This is a genomic window from Pseudoalteromonas sp. PS1M3 (assembly GCF_016865405.1).
Classification (GTDB): domain Bacteria; phylum Pseudomonadota; class Gammaproteobacteria; order Enterobacterales; family Alteromonadaceae; genus Pseudoalteromonas; species Pseudoalteromonas marina.
Window position 1 is genome coordinate 1,123,235 of sequence record NZ_AP022624.1, and the last position, 17,779, is coordinate 1,141,013.

At 40.1% G+C, this 17,779-nt stretch carries 14 protein-coding genes and 1 other RNA gene; 5 read left to right on the forward strand and 10 right to left on the reverse strand.

The annotated features are described in order from the left end of the window. Nucleotides 1-62: 62 nt before the first annotated feature. A complete protein-coding gene (locus PS1M3_RS05160; protein WP_203986596.1) occupies nucleotides 63-959 on the reverse strand; it encodes a GGDEF domain-containing protein in 897 nt (298 codons plus the stop codon). Nucleotides 960-1,092: 133 nt separating this feature from the next. Here PS1M3_RS05160 and PS1M3_RS05165 point away from each other — a divergent pair, with 133 nt between their 5' ends. Then, a complete protein-coding gene (locus tag PS1M3_RS05165; protein WP_203986598.1) occupies nucleotides 1,093-3,066 on the forward strand; it encodes a monovalent cation:proton antiporter-2 (CPA2) family protein in 1,974 nt (657 codons plus the stop codon). Nucleotides 3,067-3,070: 4 nt separating this feature from the next. On the opposite strand, the gene PS1M3_RS05170 is transcribed toward PS1M3_RS05165, so the two are convergent. Continuing rightward, nucleotides 3,071-4,216 carry a patatin-like phospholipase family protein gene (locus PS1M3_RS05170; RefSeq protein WP_203986601.1) on the reverse strand — a complete coding sequence of 382 codons (1,146 nt, stop codon included), beginning with the start codon at nucleotides 4,214-4,216 and terminating at the stop codon, nucleotides 3,071-3,073. A 231-nt stretch (nucleotides 4,217-4,447) separates the two neighbouring features. Between PS1M3_RS05170 and PS1M3_RS05175 the strand changes: the two genes are divergently transcribed. The 3 genes from PS1M3_RS05175 (at nucleotide 4,448) to PS1M3_RS05185 (ending at nucleotide 8,514) form a co-directional block, all read left to right on the forward strand. Next, nucleotides 4,448-5,320, forward strand: a complete 873-nt coding sequence (locus PS1M3_RS05175) for a DUF3014 domain-containing protein (protein ID WP_203986604.1) — start codon at nucleotides 4,448-4,450, stop codon at nucleotides 5,318-5,320. A gap of 139 nt (nucleotides 5,321-5,459) precedes the next feature. Then, an RNA gene (ffs, locus tag PS1M3_RS05180) (signal recognition particle sRNA small type) lies at nucleotides 5,460-5,556 on the forward strand. 195 nt (nucleotides 5,557-5,751) lie between these two features. Further along, a complete protein-coding gene (locus PS1M3_RS05185; RefSeq protein WP_203986607.1) occupies nucleotides 5,752-8,514 on the forward strand; it encodes a response regulator in 2,763 nt (920 codons plus the stop codon). Nucleotides 8,515-8,568: 54 nt separating this feature from the next. On the opposite strand, the gene PS1M3_RS05190 is transcribed toward PS1M3_RS05185, so the two are convergent. Together PS1M3_RS05190 and zigA are read right to left on the reverse strand one after the other, a co-directional pair. Further along, nucleotides 8,569-9,264 (reverse strand): DUF1826 domain-containing protein, encoded by a 696-nt coding sequence (locus tag PS1M3_RS05190; RefSeq protein ID WP_203986609.1) that lies wholly within the window; start codon nucleotides 9,262-9,264, stop codon nucleotides 8,569-8,571. Beyond that, the gene (gene zigA / locus PS1M3_RS05195; RefSeq protein WP_203986614.1) at nucleotides 9,264-10,463 is read right to left on the reverse strand and encodes a zinc metallochaperone GTPase ZigA; all 1,200 of its coding nucleotides are present in this window, start codon (nucleotides 10,461-10,463) and stop codon (nucleotides 9,264-9,266) included. The genes PS1M3_RS05190 and zigA overlap by 1 nt, the downstream gene beginning before the upstream one ends. Nucleotides 10,464-10,684: 221 nt before the next feature. Here zigA and PS1M3_RS05200 point away from each other — a divergent pair, with 221 nt between their 5' ends. After that, the gene (locus tag PS1M3_RS05200) at nucleotides 10,685-12,820 is read left to right on the forward strand and encodes a TonB-dependent siderophore receptor (protein ID WP_203986617.1); all 2,136 of its coding nucleotides are present in this window, start codon (nucleotides 10,685-10,687) and stop codon (nucleotides 12,818-12,820) included. Between the two features lie 29 nt (nucleotides 12,821-12,849). Here the strand turns inward: PS1M3_RS05200 and PS1M3_RS05205 are convergent, their stop codons facing one another. The 6 genes from PS1M3_RS05205 to PS1M3_RS05225 all read right to left on the reverse strand — a co-directional run bounded on the left by PS1M3_RS05205 (nucleotide 12,850) and on the right by PS1M3_RS05225 (nucleotide 17,765). Then, complete coding sequence (locus PS1M3_RS05205; protein WP_203986619.1) at nucleotides 12,850-13,929, reverse strand: mechanosensitive ion channel family protein; 1,080 nt, start codon at nucleotides 13,927-13,929, stop codon at nucleotides 12,850-12,852. A 102-nt stretch (nucleotides 13,930-14,031) separates the two neighbouring features. Next, nucleotides 14,032-14,433 carry a DUF6691 family protein gene (locus PS1M3_RS05210; protein WP_008129258.1) on the reverse strand — a complete coding sequence of 134 codons (402 nt, stop codon included), beginning with the start codon at nucleotides 14,431-14,433 and terminating at the stop codon, nucleotides 14,032-14,034. A gap of 3 nt (nucleotides 14,434-14,436) precedes the next feature. Beyond that, complete coding sequence (locus PS1M3_RS05215) at nucleotides 14,437-14,850, reverse strand: YeeE/YedE family protein (RefSeq protein WP_008129261.1); 414 nt, start codon at nucleotides 14,848-14,850, stop codon at nucleotides 14,437-14,439. 1 nt (nucleotide 14,851) lies between these two features. After that, nucleotides 14,852-15,565 carry an OmpP1/FadL family transporter gene (locus tag PS1M3_RS20115; protein ID WP_256438041.1) on the reverse strand — a complete coding sequence of 238 codons (714 nt, stop codon included), beginning with the start codon at nucleotides 15,563-15,565 and terminating at the stop codon, nucleotides 14,852-14,854. Next, nucleotides 15,466-16,110, reverse strand: coding sequence for an OmpP1/FadL family transporter (locus PS1M3_RS20120; RefSeq protein ID WP_008129266.1), 645 nt, complete (start codon nucleotides 16,108-16,110; stop codon nucleotides 15,466-15,468). The genes PS1M3_RS20115 and PS1M3_RS20120 overlap by 100 nt, the downstream gene beginning before the upstream one ends. A gap of 224 nt (nucleotides 16,111-16,334) precedes the next feature. Continuing rightward, the gene (locus tag PS1M3_RS05225; RefSeq protein WP_008129267.1) at nucleotides 16,335-17,765 is read right to left on the reverse strand and encodes a sugar porter family MFS transporter; all 1,431 of its coding nucleotides are present in this window, start codon (nucleotides 17,763-17,765) and stop codon (nucleotides 16,335-16,337) included. Nucleotides 17,766-17,779 lie beyond the last annotated feature (14 nt).

Consider the following 17,779-nt stretch of genomic DNA (forward strand, 5'->3'; position numbering starts at 1 on the left):
GGCAACGGTTTTCATAAAAAAGGCTTAGCGGGGGAAGCTAAGCCTTTTAAAAAGCCTTATAATCAATATGCTTTAGCGCAGTTTCTGCCAGACGCTTTTGCTTTGTACAAGCCTTTATCTGCGCGAGAAAAGATTTCTATATCGCAGTCATTACTCATTGCTAAGGTATAGCCAATGCTAACTGTAACTTCATGCTTTGACATTAAGCTAGATTGCTTTACAAATTGCATTATACGTTCAGATACAACCTGATTAGTTTTGAATTCAGGGTCTTCTATTAGTATTGCGAATTCATCGCCACCAAACCTAAATACAGTATCAGTAGCGCGTATACTTGAATTTAATACCGTTGCAAATTCTTTAAGGGTATCGTCGCCAATTTTGTGGCCAAACTTGTCATTTACCTGCTTAAAATTATCTAGATCAAGTAACATTAAGCTGAAAGGGCGCTGATAGCGGCGACAATTTTCGAGCTTTTGAGATAAGATGTCATTAAATTGACTACGGTTATTCAAACCCGTTAATGAGTCTTTTGTAGCCAATTTAAGTACGCGGCTATACATCATCGCATTACGTAGCGGGTAAACCAGCGCAGAGTGAAGCGAGCGTAACTTGCTTTCAATTGCTTTGCCTAAAGGGTATTTACTAAAGTATATAAGTTGCCCTAAGTGCTCTCTTCCAATCGTTAAGTCAAAAATATAGGGCGTGCTATTAGTATCGCTTTCAGACGTTTGTGCAGTGCCAAGCGTTGATTGAAACTGCAATCCCGTAAAATTTAAAAGCTTTTTTGTAAATTTTGCGTATATGGCCAATACATCTTCAATAACTAAACTAGTTTGAAGCTCAGCGACTAACTCGTGTGTTGCCGTTGTTTCGCTATTTGGTGTGTGTTCAGCCGAAAACGGCAAAAAGTCGCCGCGACCAGAGACACGTTGCGTCAAAATATGGACATTTTCCATTAAATTCTCCCCCGAGAGTGTTGCTTTGCAAGTATTAAGCTATTTTTGTGCCATATTTTAAAATTAGCTTAAAAACAATTGCTTGCTATAGTTAAGCTACATCCCCTAGTTTAATTGAAGCCGGAGGCCAAATTTGCAAAGTACTAATGCTCAATTTTTTGGCTTACTTGTCGTTGCCGTTATTTTTGTGTGGTTTTTTAAGCGCATCGGCTTGCCGCCAATTTTGGCGTACCTGGCAACAGGTGTTTTAGCTGGCAGCCATGGCGTTGGATGGCTTGAACATACGCACGAAATAGACTTTGTTGCAGAGCTTGGTATTGTATTTTTGCTTTTTAGTTTAGGGCTTGAGTTTTCAATATCTCGGTTAATGGCCATGCGTAATATTGTATTTGGCTTAGGGTCACTGCAGGTGATTGTAACAAGCTTAGTGCTTATTATAATTTTGTACTGTTTAAACTTTAGTTTGCTTACCAGCTTTACTATTGGTTCGATTATGGCGCTGTCTTCAACGGCGGTAGTTGTTAAATTGCTCAAAGAAAGTGGTGAGCTTAATCAGCGCAGAGGGCAATTAGCAATCGGTGTATTGTTGTTTCAAGACATTGCCGTAGTCCCTTTACTTATTATTCTTCCTTTATTTGCCACAAGCGATTCACAAACAATTGGGTGGGCGTTAGCATTTTCTCTAACTAAAGGGGCTTTTGTTTGCGTATTACTGTGGGCTATTGGTAAATGGTTACTGCCTAAAGTATTCAGCGAAATAGCCTTAGTGCGCACTGATGAGTTATTTGTACTTACTACGCTACTAGTTGCTTTGTTTGCGGGTTTACTAACCTATATGTTTGGCTTATCAATGGCGCTAGGTGCATTTTTGGCCGGGATGATGCTTGGTGAAAGTCATTACAGGCACCAGCTTGAAGCCGATATACGGCCATTTCGCGATATCTTAATGGGGCTATTTTTTGTTACCGTAGGCATGCAGCTCGATTTACTCTATGTGTTTAGCAATGGTCTTATTATTGTTGGCGCATTATTTGGATTATTGGTTTTAAAAATAGCCGTGGTTGCCATCAGTGCACAACTCATGAGTGAGCGAAAGCAGGACTCTTTAGCGTGTGGCATTATGCTGTGGCAAATGGGTGAATTTGGTTTTGTATTAATTGCTTTGGGTAGGCAGCATCAATTATTAACCAGCGAACACATTTCATTTTTAATTGCCCTTGGTGTGTTATCGATGGCGTTAACGCCATTTTTAATTGAAAAAACACCCTATATATTAAGGCGTTTAGGGTTATTAAATAGCCCAAGCATTGCGTGGGAAGGCGAGCCACAAGTAAGTGCACTTTACACAAACCATGTTGTAATTTGTGGTTTTTCGAGGGTCGGGCAAACTATAGCGCGCTTTTTAAAGCCAGAAGCTATTGAATATGTTGCTGTTGAAAGTAACCCCATACTTGTTCAAGAAGGTAAGGCCGCAGGTGAACCTGTAATATTTGGCCACGTTAAACAAAAAGATATTTTAAAGTGTGCGGGCGTAGAGCGAGCGCGGTTGGTGATTATTACATTTACCGAGTTTGAACAAACACAAATAGTGATAGATGCAATAAAGCAAATAGCTCCAGAGGTAAAAATACTTATACGTACCCGAGACGATAGCCAGCTTGAAAAACTACGAGAGCTTGGTGTCACTGAAGTTGTACCAGAAACGCTTGAAGCAAGTTTAATGATCGTTTCGCATGTTTTGTCTATGTCGGGTGTACCCATGAGCCGAATTATTAGGCGAGTGAGTGATGAGCGAAGAAATCGTTATCAATTTTTGCAAAGTTTTTTTACAGGTGAGCATATAAACAACGATGAAAGTAATTCAGATAAATTAGAGTATTTGCATGTGGTTGCTCTGCCCGATAAAGCACATGCGGTTAATAAAAGTATAAATGAGCTTAATTTAGTAAAGCGCAAGGTATCTATTAAGGCATTACGACGCGAAGATCGAGAAATAGACGCCCCTTCAGATCAAATCATTTTGCTTGCCAACGATATACTCGTTTTGCAAGGTAAACCAAGGCGTGTGGAACGCGTAGAACATTTTTTATTAGACGGCATTGAATAATAAGTTAATCGAGCCCTAAAAAAGTTCTTATTTCAGGTAGCTTAGCCATGCCGTCTTGATACCCTATTTCCATTAAGTGCTGGGTATAGCGTTTTTCAAATAATAAGTAACTCGTTAAACTTGATTGAGAGTGCTTTTTAACACCAATAGTCCGCAATAATACTTTTATCGCCCATGGCATATCGTTGTAATACTGCGCTGCAATAACATTAAAGTTTTGTGAGGGGTTAATAACAAAGCTATCTATTTGCTTTAGCTCTTGGTGTTTATCTCGCGCAGGTAAAAGCCCCAAAGTGCGGTTTATTCTACCCAAGCGTTCTAAGTCTGACTGCATGGTGTCTGTAAATACACTATCAAGCAAGTGTCCGGCTACAGCAGAAAGCCCAGGGTAATGCGCAGAATATCCCGGTGGATGCGGCTCTTTAGGTTCATCTACACCAATGATAAATATTTTTTCAGCACCTAAATGTATTGAAGGGCTCAGTGGTGATAGTTGATGTATAGAACCATCGCCAAAGTAGTGGTTATGAATATTCACGCTTGGGAACACCATTGGAATAGCACTTGATGCCATTAAATGCTCAACATTAATACGTGTTGGGCGGCCTTCCCGTTTAGCTCTTTGCCAAGCTGTTTGTGTATTTGACTGAAAAAAAGCGACTGAGTCACCCGTGGTATAGCTTGAGGCTGTAATCGAAAGCGCCTCTAAATAGTTTCGGTGTAAATTACGCTCTATGCGATGCAAGTCTAAAATTTCGTTAAGTAAACCACGTAAAGGGCGGTTATTAAGCAAGCTTGCTGGTGGGTGGTTAATATGCTCTGATTGAAAGCTAGTTAAAATATTACGCGCAATATGGCCAAATACACTTAAAAAATCACTTTTATACACCATTGAGGTCGAAAAGTTTTTCCAAACAGATTCTAATTTTCGCACTGCTAAGTGCGCGCAAGAGGCATAACAAGCCAAGGCTGCAGAGTTTATTGCGCCTGCAGACGTACCATTTATTATTCTAAAAGGAAGAGGTGCCGTACGTGGCATGCTGTGAGCTAGCGCTTTTAAAACACCTACTTGATACGCCGCTCGAGCACCACCACCAGTGAGTAATAAGGCTGTTTTAGGTTTTTTGGGATCTATTTGCTTAATTTTCATATTGGTGGTTAAACTGTTCAACGTCTTTACTTTATTTATTAACTGTAAGTCTTTAAGCTAGAAGAATCAAAGGTTAACTGTTCATAGAGTTATAACCGCATAATTTAATGCTGAATTCAGCATGTCTAACTTAAGATAGCTATTGATTTAATAAAAAACTCGAACAGAATGAATTTAATCCACTTAGCCCACTCTAAGTGATATCGCATTTTTATTTTTTATGGAGTTCGTATGTCAGACTCACCAGATGTTCAAAAACGCTCAACAAACAGTAACTTACTTCTTGCCATTATTACGCTAATTGTTGTTGCCTGTGTAGTTGCATTTATATTACTTAAACCAAGTGACGAACCGGTTGCGCGCATAGAAGCAACAGAGCCCGTTAAAGAGCGGCCAATAATGGAACTTAAGCCATTAAATGAACCAGATATAATTGAGCCAGAAGAGCCAACAGCAGTTGAACAGCCCGCAGAGCTCGAAGTGCCAGCGCAGCGCATAGTTGAACCCGAACCAGAAGTAGCTACGCTACCTGCCTTAAACGATAGTGATACTATGGTTGTTGCCAAAATTGACGAGTACCTAAGTGACTCCGTGATGAGCCTATTGGTCACTGATGATGTTATTCGTCGAGGTGTTGTTTTTATCGACAACTTAGCTCAAGGCAAAGTAGCTAAAAAACATAATCCGGTCATTAAACCACAAGAAAGCTTCAGTGTTACCGAAGGGGATATTTTAACAATTGATCCAAATAGTTATGAGCGTTACACACCGTATGTAAAAATTTTTACTAGCATGAGTGCAGCGCAAGTGGTCCGTATGTTTGAAGAGTACCAGCCACTTATTAACGATGCATACACTGAAATTGGTTATGGCGATGACGAGTTTAAACAAACATTGAACGACGCTATCGATTTACTACTTGATACTCCGGAGCCTGAAGGCGCCTTACCACTTTTACGTGACTCAGTAACTTATCAGTATGCGTTTTCTGAGTGGGAGCAACTTCCTGCTGCTCAAAAACAGCTTTTACGCATGGGTCCAGACAACATGAAAAAAGTAAAAGCAGCACTTCGTAATATAAAAGCGCAATTAGAGAGCAAATAACAGTCACAAATTAAATTTCAAAGCCGCGATTGTATATGAAGTATGCAATCGCACCTTCTTTTTTTGATTATCCCTTGAATAACACAGTAAAAGTAGAGATAATCTCTTCCGCGCCAACCAAGGCCCTCAATGGTAGTCTTATTGGTCCTCTCGCAACACTAGCAGGCGAACCTGGTCAGGCCCGGAAGGGAGCAGCCACAGTTTGTGACGTGTGTGCCGAGATGTGGCTGGTAAGACTGCCACCCAAATTCCTCATTTGGGTGACTACAGCTAATCAATTTAAAAAACTTTAACCAAATACACACAAGTTTATTTTCTGATATTCCCTATATTTCTGCCATATAGACAACACTTAGATATTGCGCAATAATGAAATAATACGTTAACGTTAACGCTACACATGTTAAATCAGATGCCCAAGGGTTGTTGTAATGTCTCAAAGAAGTAAGTGGGCACTAGCTATTTTATTAGGCTTAATAGGCGGGTTGGTTAACCTTTTACCCCTGTATTTTTTCGATAGTTCTGAATTTTTATTTGGACAATTTTTTGTTTTATGCAGCTTAGTATTCACTGGACTGCGTTATTCCTGCCTTACGCTCGCAATTGTCTCAAGCTTTTTACTCTATAGGTGGGGGCACTGTTGGCCCAGCATGGTTTATTTGTTGGAGCTTTTATGGCTTTATATTTTTTGTTTAAGACGCTCTAAACCTATTTTACCCCTAGGTGCCGTATTTTGGTTTTTAGTTGGGCTGCCTATCATTTGGGGTATAGGCCAGTTTGTAATGGATTTAGCATCGCTAACGCTTATTGTTGCAGTGTTTAAATACCTGGTAAACGCATTAATAAGTTTAGCACTCGTTGATTTGATGAGCATATTTGTACCCTTTGCTAGTCGTGCTTATCAAGGACGCCCACTAGCCCGTATTCTTAGCTATGTTGTCAGCGTCATTATTGTTTTGGTTGTCCTTGTTACAAGTGTTTTTTTAGTGAACGATCATCACTCACGCATAGAGTATGAGGTAAATGCTCAGCTTGAAGAAAAAGCGAAATCAATTAGCACACAGTTGAATGACTATTTACAGTTTCATAAAAACGCGGTGGTAATGAGCAGTGATGCCATAGGTGGTGGAATTACTATACAACAACAGTTAACGCAGTTAATGGATTTATACCCAGGTTTTACTACAAGCTTATATGCAATGCCAAATGGCTATGTAGCTAAAAGTATTCCCAGCACATTATTAGAAGGACTTAGTGAAGAAAAGCGCTTTGTAAACGACCGCCCTTATTTCTCTCAAGCTAAACAGTATCCTCAAGGTTATAGCAGTGGTGTGTTTCAGGGGCGTGGCCTTGGTAATGAACCTATAGTTGCACTTTCTGCGCCTATTTACAGAAATGATGAGTTTTATGGTGTAGTGGAAGGGTCGTTAAAGCTTGAACGTTTAGAGCAATATATACCGAATTTGTTTAACCAAACTGGTGAGCTAATTATACTCGATGCTGAGCAAAGGATTGTTTTTAGCTCATTAGCACAATTTGACATTTTGGCTGACTTTAAAACTTTAGATTTTACGATAAGTAACTTGGGCGATAATCAACTGTTCCGTTCTGTTAATAATGAAGTATTTCATACCAATCAGTATGTTGATACTGTTAGTAAATGGCAGGTCATCACGTTTTACAATCGTAAGCACTTAACAAAGGTAGTAGCAAGTGCTTGGTTACCAACAATATTATTTAGTGCAGTGTTGATATTTTTAGTGGTGTTGTTTATACATCATTTGTCTAACTTATTAGTTCAGCCAATTATTGGTTTAACTAATTTAATGCATGGTTTTGATAAATCAGAAAAACAACATTTTAATACAGAGTCTAGTTGGTACGAAGTACTGCAGCTACAAGAGCAGTTTAAGTTGCTGGGAAGTGCGTTAAGGGACTCAATAGAGAGCTTACAAGCGTCTAATATTAAAAATCAGGATCTAAATAAACAGCTAAGCCAATTTAACCAGCAATTGGAAGTTAAAGTGGCAGAGCAAACAGATGAGCTAACAAAAGCAGTTAAATCTGCTAATGAAGCTAATAAAGCTAAGTCACAGTTTTTGGCCAATATGAGTCATGAACTGCGCACGCCTATGAACGGCATCTTAGGTATGGGTGAGGTATTACTTCGTGATACCACCCTTACCGATGAGCAGCGTGACCTTCTTGAAACACAACAAAAAAGCTCAAAAAATTTACTACAAATATTAAATGATATTTTAGATTTTTCTAAAATTGAAGCTAACGCTATGCAAATAAGCCCCCGTGCTACTTTGCTTGCTCCGTTTATAGAAAATATCCACTCGTTATTCTCACCTATTATTCATTCTAACAATGTTGAGTTTATTATTCAGCGCAGCCCAGACTTACCCGATTGCTTAAATGTAGATGACTTACGTTTAAATCAAATAATTATTAACTTGTTGTCAAATGCACAAAAGTTTACTCAGGCTGGATTCGTGCGTTTATCGTTTGATTACAAAGATGAGCAACTGACGGTAAGTGTGTCTGATAGCGGAATTGGGATTGAAAAAGAGCAGCAACTATTACTTTTTAGTGAGTTTACCCAAGCAGATGCTAGCGTAGCTCGTAAGTATGGCGGTACAGGGCTTGGGCTGGCTATTTGCCAAGGTTTGATTAAAAAAATGGAGGGTGAAATAACCCTCAATAGCGTGCCAGGTTTAGGCAGTACGATTAAGTTTTCGATACATGCACCTAAAGCGCAAATTGTCGATTTAGCAAAGCGTGTTCAAGAGCAATCTTTACCAGATTTGATCAATAAGCATATTCTGCTAGTAGAAGACAATCCGATAAATCGCCAAGTAATTGCAAAAATGTTAGAGCCAACAGCTGTTACTATTACAATGGCAAACGACGGCTTAGAAGCGCTGAAAGCATTAAAAAATAATGTGTTTGATTTAATTTTAATGGACTGTCAAATGCCTAATATGGACGGTTATGAATGTACTGTACGCATTCGCGAAAATGAAATAGGGGAAGATAAACGGGTTCCAATTATCGCTATTACAGCCAATGCATATGAAGAAGATAAGCAGCGTTGTTTAGATGTAGGTATGGATGACTTTATTTCAAAACCGGTTAACTCTCAGGGGTTATATAGTGTTATTGCTAATAACCTTACAAAGATAGGTTAAGTATAATTGATAAAGGCCAGACAAAATATGGCCTTTATGAATGGCGCTTTAATTTTATATAAAATCGAGAGTAAGCAGTAACCTAGGGGCGCTATTAGTTCCAGCCAACGGTGGCGAGCGATGCACTAAACCTGCGCCTTCGTTTTCATCCCAGTATTCGCCTTTAAGCAGTGCAACATCGCCTTCTGTTAGCTGGTTAATATTATTTAGGCTTTTAATTAAGCCAGACTCCTCATCAGGCTTACCTAAATTACCAGTACCGAGCTTTGAGCGGTTTACATCGCTGTGATTTAACCACTGCGTAGCAACACCTTGATAGGTAGTAACTAGCCGGCACGGAATTTTGTCTACATGAAAGCGCGGGCACATGGGTTTATCTAATATTTTTAACCTCAAACCGGCGTGTTTTAAATCAAATAGGCAGCAAAACATTTCAACCAACAGTGTGATGTCTTCACACAAAGCTTTAATTTCATCGCGGTTATTATCTTCTGGCTTAAGCGCTTTTATTAATTGATCAAACGCATCATCGGGTGATACCGCAAGTTCAAGTGGCTTTAAAGCGTTGGCGGTAATGAGTGTATTAACTGCATTTGTTAATGTTTGCTTAAGGTCTCTTTGCCAAATAACAATGTTAGTGTCTTGGTTATAAATTTGTGGCAATGCATTGGCATCACTCTCTATAGCTGCTCTTCGGTATAGCGGTTCCGCCGGTTTTACTTGCGCTGTTATTGGGGCTAGGGCATTCATTACTCTTCCTCCCAAATAGGAAACGGGTCGTTAAAGGTTTTCCAAAAATCTTTACCTTTTAGAACAGCATCTTCTGGGAGTAGGCAGTCATCAAGCGCTTTAATCATGGCGTGTTTATTTAACGACTGACCAATAAACACAAGCTCTTGGCGCATGTCACCAAAGGGCTCTAACCACTTTCTGTTTATATCAGCAAGTAGTTCGGGCTCTGTGGGCCAGTCTTTTTTAGGTATTGCTTTATAAAACATGGCTGCAAACCCGTAATGCGCTATACCGCCAGCTTGGCTCCACTGCGCGCAAAATAAAGGACGTGTTGCTAACCAAAAATATCCTTTAGAACGAATAAGCTTGCCAAATTGCTCGGTGTTGTGCAAAAAGTTATAAAACTTTTCAGGAGCAAATGGGCGGCGCGCAGTGTAATTAAAACTGCCAATACCATACTCTTCGGTTTCGGGAATATGTTCACCACGCATTTCTTTAAGCCAACCCGGTGCTTGTTGGGCGCGTTCAAAATTAAATAAACCCGTGTTTAGCACTTGGTTAATATTAATATGGCCGTTTGAAATAGGAATAATGTTAGCTTGGGTATTAAGCGTGTTTAAAATGGCAGTGAGTCTATTTAATTCATTGTTTGTAATTAAATCAGTTTTACTAATTAAAATAACATCAGCAAATTCAACTTGGTCAACAAGTAAGTCGGCAACGCTTCGCTCGTCGTCTTCTCCTAACGATTCGCCAGTATCTTGTAAGTCGTTTGCTTGTTCGTAGTCGTTTAAAAAGTTAACCGCGTCAACCACTGTTACCATTGTATCAAGGGTGGCAATATCACCAAGTGAACCCCCGTTTTCGTCGGCAAAGGTGAATGTTTCGGCAACGGGGAGGGGCTCAGATATGCCTGTAGATTCAATGACGAGGTAATCAAAACGCCCATCATTGGCAAGTTTGCCCACTTCAATAAGTAAGTCTTCTCGTAGGGTGCAGCAAATACAACCGTTACTCATCTCGACCAGTTTTTCGTTACTGTGATTAAGCGATACACCACTTTTAATTGTTGCGGCATCGATATTTATATCGCTCATATCGTTTACTATAACGGCGACTTTTTTACCTTGTCTGTTATTAAGAATATGGCTAAGTACAGTGGTTTTACCAGCCCCCAAAAAACCTGATAACACTGTGACGGGCAGTTTATTTATCATTTAATAATCTTACTAAAGTGTATTTTTAGATATGTTATATTATATCAATACTGTATTCCAGTAATGCTCTTAATTTATTCAAAGCTGAGTTGCAAATTTAGTGTGTTGCTCAAAACTCTTCATTCGAAAAATAAAGGTGAATATGAAATTATTTACATTGCGCATGATAATGATAGTCGTTATCATTTAAGGCGTTTTATACACCTTTTTTCAGGATCAACATGTTTAACCAAAAATATTTGGCGCTCAGTATTGCTGCATCTTTTTCTGCTTTTTCTAATGTGGTATTTGCCGAGCAAAATAACGAAATTGAAACAATAGAAGTAACAGGCCGCGCTCAGCAGTTTTACCTAGAAACCGAAAGTAAAATTGGCACTAAAATGGATTTAGATCTTATTAAATTACCGCAATCTGCGCAGGTATTAACCGAGCAACTTATTATTGACCAAGCCGCGCGCGATATTACCGATTTATACCGCTCAATAGCCGGGGTAAGTGAGTACAGTTATTCAGGCGTTACTTTTCGTGGTTTTAGAGACGATGCCAATGTATTTTACGATGGCGTACGTGGCGATCCGTACTCGGGCTTTGGTGTACCGCAATTATTTAATGTAGCGCGTGTAGAAGTATTAAAAGGCCCAGCCTCTGCGTTATATGGTGGTGGTGAGCCAGGCGGTATGATCAACTATGTGACTAAAAAGCCAAGTTATACGCAAAGTAAAGAGCTAAAACTAACGCTTGGCAATTACAACACGAGTGGTGCCTCACTTGATATGACCGGCGGTTTAACCGACACCATGGCGTATCGTATAGGTGGTTATTACGAGGAGCAAGACAGCTTTCGTAATAATGCAGATTCAAAAAATACCGAGTTTACCGGTGGTTTATTATTTGATTTAACAGATTCAACCACACTAACCACAAGTGTTGACTACATCAAACAAGACTTAGGCGGTAACCGTTTACGTGGTGTACCGGTAGATGACAACGGTAATTTTTTAGTTGACCCAAGTTACAACGCAAACGAAGCATTTGACTATCAAGACATGGAAGCGTTAGTGCTGCAAGCCGAGCTAAAGCATTACTTTAATGATGATTTTTCTGTAAGTAGCACGCTGCGTTACATGGATAACGAACGCGACCAAGCCTACCATGAGTCGCAAAACTGGGTAGATGCAAACGGCGATGGTGAAGCAAACATTGATGACGAAACCATTAAACGCGAATACCGTAGGCAATACCGCGCCAACGAAGAAACAAGCTTAACCACCGACTTTGTTTATAGCTTTGAGCAAGGCCAATTAGCACACCAAGTATTGTTTGGTGGCGACTACCACATAGTCGATACCGAGTACGATTACTTACGCGCCCGTTATGAAGCGGACGGCGTGGCTAACTTAAACATATTTGACTTAAATTACGGCAAAACCGACCCAAGTACTTATAACCTTACCGACATGAACCGCGATGGTGTTGAAACCGACCGTTTTGGCCTATACGTACAAGATGTTGTAAGCATTAACGAGCAATGGACCGTGATTGCCGGCCTGCGTTACGATTATTTTAAAGAGCTAAACAAAGAAACCGGTTACAGTTACTCAGATAACGATGTAACCCCGCGCGTGGCTGTTACATACCAACCCGTTGAAAACACATCGGTATACATTAATTACTCAGAAAGCTTTAACCCAGCATCATCGGGTGACCAAGAAGATGTAGAAGGCGAGGGCAACTTAACCCCAGAAACCGGTAAACAAACCGAAATTGGTATGAAAAACCAATGGCTTAATGGCAAAATTATGAGCACCTTTGCTATTTACCAAATTAATAAAGAAAACGTAGTAATGAGCAACCCTGACGACACTGGCGCGGGTGATGGCATTGCAGCACTTTTAAATATTGGTGAGGTAGAAAGCCGCGGATTTGAAACAACGCTGGTGGGCGATTTAACCGAATACTGGACGCTAACTGCAAACTACGCCTATAACGATACGCTAGTTGTTGAGGGGGTAACGGGCGATACTATTTCAAGCACCTACGGTGATGGCTCTCGTTTTGCTAATGCGCCGCGCCATCAGGCTGGTTTATGGTCGCGTTTTGCGCTTGATAACATAGATTCGTCTATTGCATTTGGCGCTAATTACGTAAGCGAGCAAATAAGCCAAGATGGCCAAAAAGTTAAACCTTTTACTGTATTTGATATGAGCTGGACCACCCGCTTTGACGATGTGTTATTAAGTGTAAATATTAATAATATATTTGATAAAGAATATGCAGTAAGTGGCTTTAGTGAGCGCAACGGCCACTTCCCGGGCAGCCCACGTGAAATAGTAGGCCAAGTAACCTATAAATTTTAAAGCAAATTAAGCGCGAATTTATCTCGCGCTTATTTTTTATCGCTATTAAAAATAGCGGCTTCTTGCGATGTATTAATGGCTGTAATAGGGAAGGGGATCACAATGCCTTCTTGGTTATAGCGTTTATGGAGCGCTTTAATAAAAGCAGATTTAACCCAAAACCGATTAAAGTACTCTTTTGCGCGCAGCATTACGGTAAAATTAATACTTGAGTTATCAAAGGTGTGATACACCACAAAGGTATTGTAATCATCAACGCCCCACTCATGGTCAATCAGTATTTGGCGCGCAACTTCAAGCGTTACTTGTTCTACAAACTCTAAGTCTGAGCTGTAGTGAACGCTTACATCAACAGGTACACTCAGCTCTTTTTCGGGGTAAAAGTAATTAATAATACGCGATTTAGAAAGCTGACTATTAGGAATAATAATCATATTATTTGGCAGCATTTTAACCCACGTAGAGCGCCAACCAATTTTTTCTACAAAGCCTTGCTCCTTTGACTCAAGCTCAATAAAATCACCTACGCGTATGGGTTTATCTATAACGAGCTGTACGCCCGAAAAAAAGTTTTCAAGGGTGGGTTGCAGAGCAAGTGCCACCGCCAATGACGTAATACCAAGAGATGCAATAATAGGTGTAATTGAAATACCCAATGTGCCTAATAAAACCAACAACCCTACTGAAAACAATGTAACGCGAATAACCCCCTTAATAATACTTTGAGAATTGAATATAACGGCAGATTGTTTAGCGTAGTGATTAACCGTGCCAATAATAAAGTGATTTAAAAAGAAAATAAGTGCAAGTAAAGCTAATACAATATTGATGCTGTTGAACGGAATTCGGTTCGCTAACTCGGGGTCAATAACGAATGTATCGTGCTCCAAAATGGTGATTAGCACAATAAATGTGCAAAGTGTGAGTGGTTTAGATATTGAATCAAGAAGTAGGGTATCGAAGGTAAAAGTGGTTTTTGATGTCCACTTTTGTAACCAATACATTATAAAAAAACGAATAAAAAACAAGAGTATAGTTATGATTGAAAGGTAAGCTACTGTACTCAACCAAGGGGTGTTATTAATAACATCAAGCGTATTTTTGAGCATAACTTAAACCTAATAAATATATTTATATTTATTACAGCAAGTTATGTACCTATGTTTAGAATAAAAAAAGTGTATTGCCGAGACAAGCTCGGCAATAGTCGCTTATATTTTTTTAGCCAACCACATTCCACTCAACACGGAGGCAAAAAACAGCCAAAACTCCATTTTGAGTGACACTAACTGAACCAAGCCTGGGCCTGGGCAAATACCACTCAATCCCCACCCTAAACCAAACAAAACAGAGCCCGTAATTAATCTACGATCTACATTTTTTAGATTACTCAGGCTAAATGTTTCACCAAATAAAGGGCTGTCTTTTTTAGAAACCCAAAACCACGCCAACATCATTATTCCCATGGCTACAGCCATTACAATAATTAAACTGCCATCCCAGTTCTCGCCAAAGGTTAAAAAATTGAGTACTTTATCAGGGTTAGTCATTCCACTAATAATAAGACCAATGCCGAAAATAAAGCCTAAAAACACCGATGTAATTGCTTTCATGTTTTATCCAATTAAGTTAGCAGTGATAACGGCAACAAGCATAAACACACATGTTGAAACCCAAGAGCGAGTAGAAAAACGCGACATACCACACACGCCATGCCCGCTTGTACAACCATTAGCAAGTGAAGTACCTACACCCACTAAAAGTCCCGCTACAATAATTAACCAAGAGGGTATATTTAAATCGCCCTCTAATAATTCAGGTGCAATAAATGAGGTAGCAACGCCTGCAATTAGTAAGCCTGCAATAAAGCATACTTTCCATACATTATCGGATTTTAATGGGGTGAACAGCGATTTAACTAATCCTGAAATACCGGCTACTTTGCCAAATAAAACCAGTAATAGTGCGCAGGCTATGCCTATTAAAGCACCGCCTAAAGCGGCTGAAATGGGCGTAAATTCGGTTACCATTTTAAATCCCCCAAACAATAGATACACCAACACCAGACTGCTGCATTTCAATTGATAATTGTTGGTTAGGCGCTAAAAAGTTTGCACCCGATACTTTTTTAGCTGGCGAGTAAAAAGCCATAGCGTTTAATTGTACTTTTTCGCTAACTTCATGACTAAAACCCGTTGTAAAATGCCACTCTTGTACACCCGGCGCTAAAATATTAAATAACACCTCAGACGATGGAATAGGCTGTTGCGTGTATGAAACACCAAAGCGAATTTTTTGTTTTGCAGTGCGCTGCCACTGATAGCCTAATTTATATATATCCATATCTTCCCAGCCAAACCCTGCACCTGCGCTTGCACCTAAAGGTGCAGACATTAAGTTACTCATTGGATTGGCAATGCTTTTAACTTCACTGTAGTTTATTTTTTGCCAATCAAATACAACTTGGTTTGTAGGCGTTAACTTATAAGCGGCACCAATTTGAATCGAGCTTGGTAAATCAAAGCCACCGTTTTCTGCGAATAAACCTTTATAGCTATCAAACTCTTCCATAGACACCGATGAGCGGTAACTGGCACCCCAGCTAAACGATGTGCCTACGGTTTGAGTTATACCTACTTGTACACCTAAACCTGTGCTGGTGTCGGTGTCATTATTTGTAAGCGCTTGGGGCGATTGCGAAAAAGGCGCAAAGTTTCCAAGGCCTGTCGCTTTAAACTGTTGCACAACATAAATAGGTGAACCCCCACTTTTGTTTGCTCATTTAACTGGTAGTTAATAGTTGGGCTAATAAACATCTGCTTTAAATCAACGCCAGTCGTGCCAGCATAAAATGTGCCTTCGGGTTCTGACTCGGCGTTGTAGTCGGTGTTCATGCCGCCATTGCCGTAAACTAATAAGCCAATATTTATTTTGTCATTGAGCTGGTGGCCAATGGCAAATTCAGGAATGGCAAATAACGTGTTATCACTTTTTTGGGTTTTTGCTTCAAGATAAAGCGCATTAGGATAAAACGTATCTACAGATGAAGCTGTGTATTTTCTATCAGGTGAAAATAACTCTAACCCAACTGAAATTTCAGTGTCATTTACATTAAAGCTAGCAGGATTATTTGCACCCGACATCAACTCTTCCGATAGCGCAACACCCGCACCTGCCATGCCTTTGTGGGTCATGCCATAACCATGAGTAAAATACCCATTGGTAGCAAGTACGTTAAAAGAACCTAGGGTAAAGGTTAGGGCCAAACCAGATACTAACTTATTTTTCATTTTGACAGACATACGTAGTTGGAAAAGGCGGACAATAGCTAATTTTCTATATTCAAAAAAGGAATTTAAATCGATTACTTATAGTAAAAAAGAATATTAAGGGTGGGTAGTGAATCCAATATTTAGCGCAGTAACTTCTTAATCCTTGCATACAACTGTTGAATCAATCATTTAACTAAAAAACACAAAGCGGTGAGAGGGTTCACCGCTTTTTATTGGGCTAATTACATAGACTCAAGTGTTTTACCTCGGGTCTCTTTAATGTATTTAACAACAAAAAATATACTAATAAGTGCCGATAACGCATAAAAGCCGTACGCACCTGCAAGGCCAATATTAGCCAGCATAATAGGGAAGGTCATGGTAATGGCAAAGTTAGCAATCCACTGTGCGCTTGCAGCAACAGCAAGCGCTGCGCCGCGAATACGGTTATTAAACATCTCGCCTAATAACACCCACACAACCGGGCCCCAACTTAAACCAAAAAATACCACAAATAAGTTAGCCATTATAAGCGCAAACGTACCCATGTTATCGCTAAGTGCAAGCTTGCCTGCTTCATCAAGGCCTGCGCTGCCAAATATATAAGTAAGCGCACTTAAGCTAATAAACATACCCACACTGCCCACAAGTAAAAGTGGTTTCCGACCAATTTTGTCAACAAGGGCAATAGCAATAAAGGTCGATACAATATTAGTAGTACCCGCTAATACATTTATAAATAGCGATTGCGACTCGTCAAACCCAGCAGCTTGCCAAAGCTCAGAGCCGTAATAAAATACCACGTTAATACCTACAAATTGCTGAAATACACTCAGCGCAACACCCGCCCAAACAATTGGGTGTACTTTTTTACTGCCATCAATAAATAAATCACGAATACTCGGCTTTTTATCGCTATGCAAAGAGCTTTTAACATCGCTTATTTGCGCATCAGCACTGTCGTTCGAAATTTTACTAAATACCGTTTTTGCATCGTCTACTTTACCTTGCGCCACTAAATAACGAGGCGACTCAGGAATAAACAACACACCCACTAAAAACAGTATTGCAGGCACAAGCTCAACCCAAAACATCCAGCGCCAAGCGGCTATATCAAGCATTAAAATGTTTTGCGCACTACCTGCCGCATCAGCAATTAAATAATTACTTAAAAACGCAGCAAATAAACCCAATACAATAGCGAGTTGTTGTAATGTAGCTAAACGACCACGAAGGGCTGGTGGTGCAACCTCTGCAATATAAGCTGGCGCCAATACCGATGCAGCACCAATACCTAAACCACCAAATAAGCGGTAAAAAATAAACTCGCCCGAGCTTTCGCTAATGCCCGAGCCAAACGCACTAATGGCAAAAATAATCGCGGTGATGATCATAATTGCGCGGCGACCAAACCTATCAGCCAGCGGCCCCGCAGCAAGTGCCCCCACGGCGCACCCTAATAATACCGATGCCACATTGAAGCCCGTAGCCACACTGCTTGAATTAAACGCATTGCCGAGCGCCGACACCGTGCCGTTAATAACGCCCGAGTCAAAACCAAATAAAAAGCCACCAATAGCAGCCACGGCCGATATAAAAATTACATAAAAAAGAGAGCATGTGCCCAATGTGTGCGCCGAGCTATTACTGCTCGGCGAGATAGGTGATGTCATAATTGTGTGTCCTA

What these genes read in the sequence shown, in the direction of transcription:
- PS1M3_RS05160 (WP_203986596.1), bottom strand. Translation starts at nt 959, where the DNA reads ATGGAAAATGTCCATATTTTGACGCAACGTGTCTCTGGTCGCGGCGAC.
- PS1M3_RS05170 (WP_203986601.1), bottom strand. Translation starts at nt 4,216, where the DNA reads ATGAAAATTAAGCAAATAGATCCCAAAAAACCTAAAACAGCCTTATTA.
- PS1M3_RS05175 (WP_203986604.1), top strand. Translation starts at nt 4,448, where the DNA reads ATGTCAGACTCACCAGATGTTCAAAAACGCTCAACAAACAGTAACTTA.
- PS1M3_RS05185 (WP_203986607.1), top strand. Translation starts at nt 5,752, where the DNA reads ATGTCTCAAAGAAGTAAGTGGGCACTAGCTATTTTATTAGGCTTAATA.
- PS1M3_RS05190 (WP_203986609.1), bottom strand. Translation starts at nt 9,264, where the DNA reads ATGAATGCCCTAGCCCCAATAACAGCGCAAGTAAAACCGGCGGAACCG.
- zigA (WP_203986614.1), bottom strand. Translation starts at nt 10,463, where the DNA reads ATGATAAATAAACTGCCCGTCACAGTGTTATCAGGTTTTTTGGGGGCT.
- PS1M3_RS05200 (WP_203986617.1), top strand. Translation starts at nt 10,685, where the DNA reads ATGTTTAACCAAAAATATTTGGCGCTCAGTATTGCTGCATCTTTTTCT.
- PS1M3_RS05205 (WP_203986619.1), bottom strand. Translation starts at nt 13,929, where the DNA reads ATGCTCAAAAATACGCTTGATGTTATTAATAACACCCCTTGGTTGAGT.
- PS1M3_RS05210 (WP_008129258.1), bottom strand. Translation starts at nt 14,433, where the DNA reads ATGAAAGCAATTACATCGGTGTTTTTAGGCTTTATTTTCGGCATTGGT.
- PS1M3_RS05215 (WP_008129261.1), bottom strand. Translation starts at nt 14,850, where the DNA reads ATGGTAACCGAATTTACGCCCATTTCAGCCGCTTTAGGCGGTGCTTTA.
- PS1M3_RS20120 (WP_008129266.1), bottom strand. Translation starts at nt 16,110, where the DNA reads ATGAAAAATAAGTTAGTATCTGGTTTGGCCCTAACCTTTACCCTAGGT.
- PS1M3_RS05225 (WP_008129267.1), bottom strand. Translation starts at nt 17,765, where the DNA reads ATGACATCACCTATCTCGCCGAGCAGTAATAGCTCGGCGCACACATTG.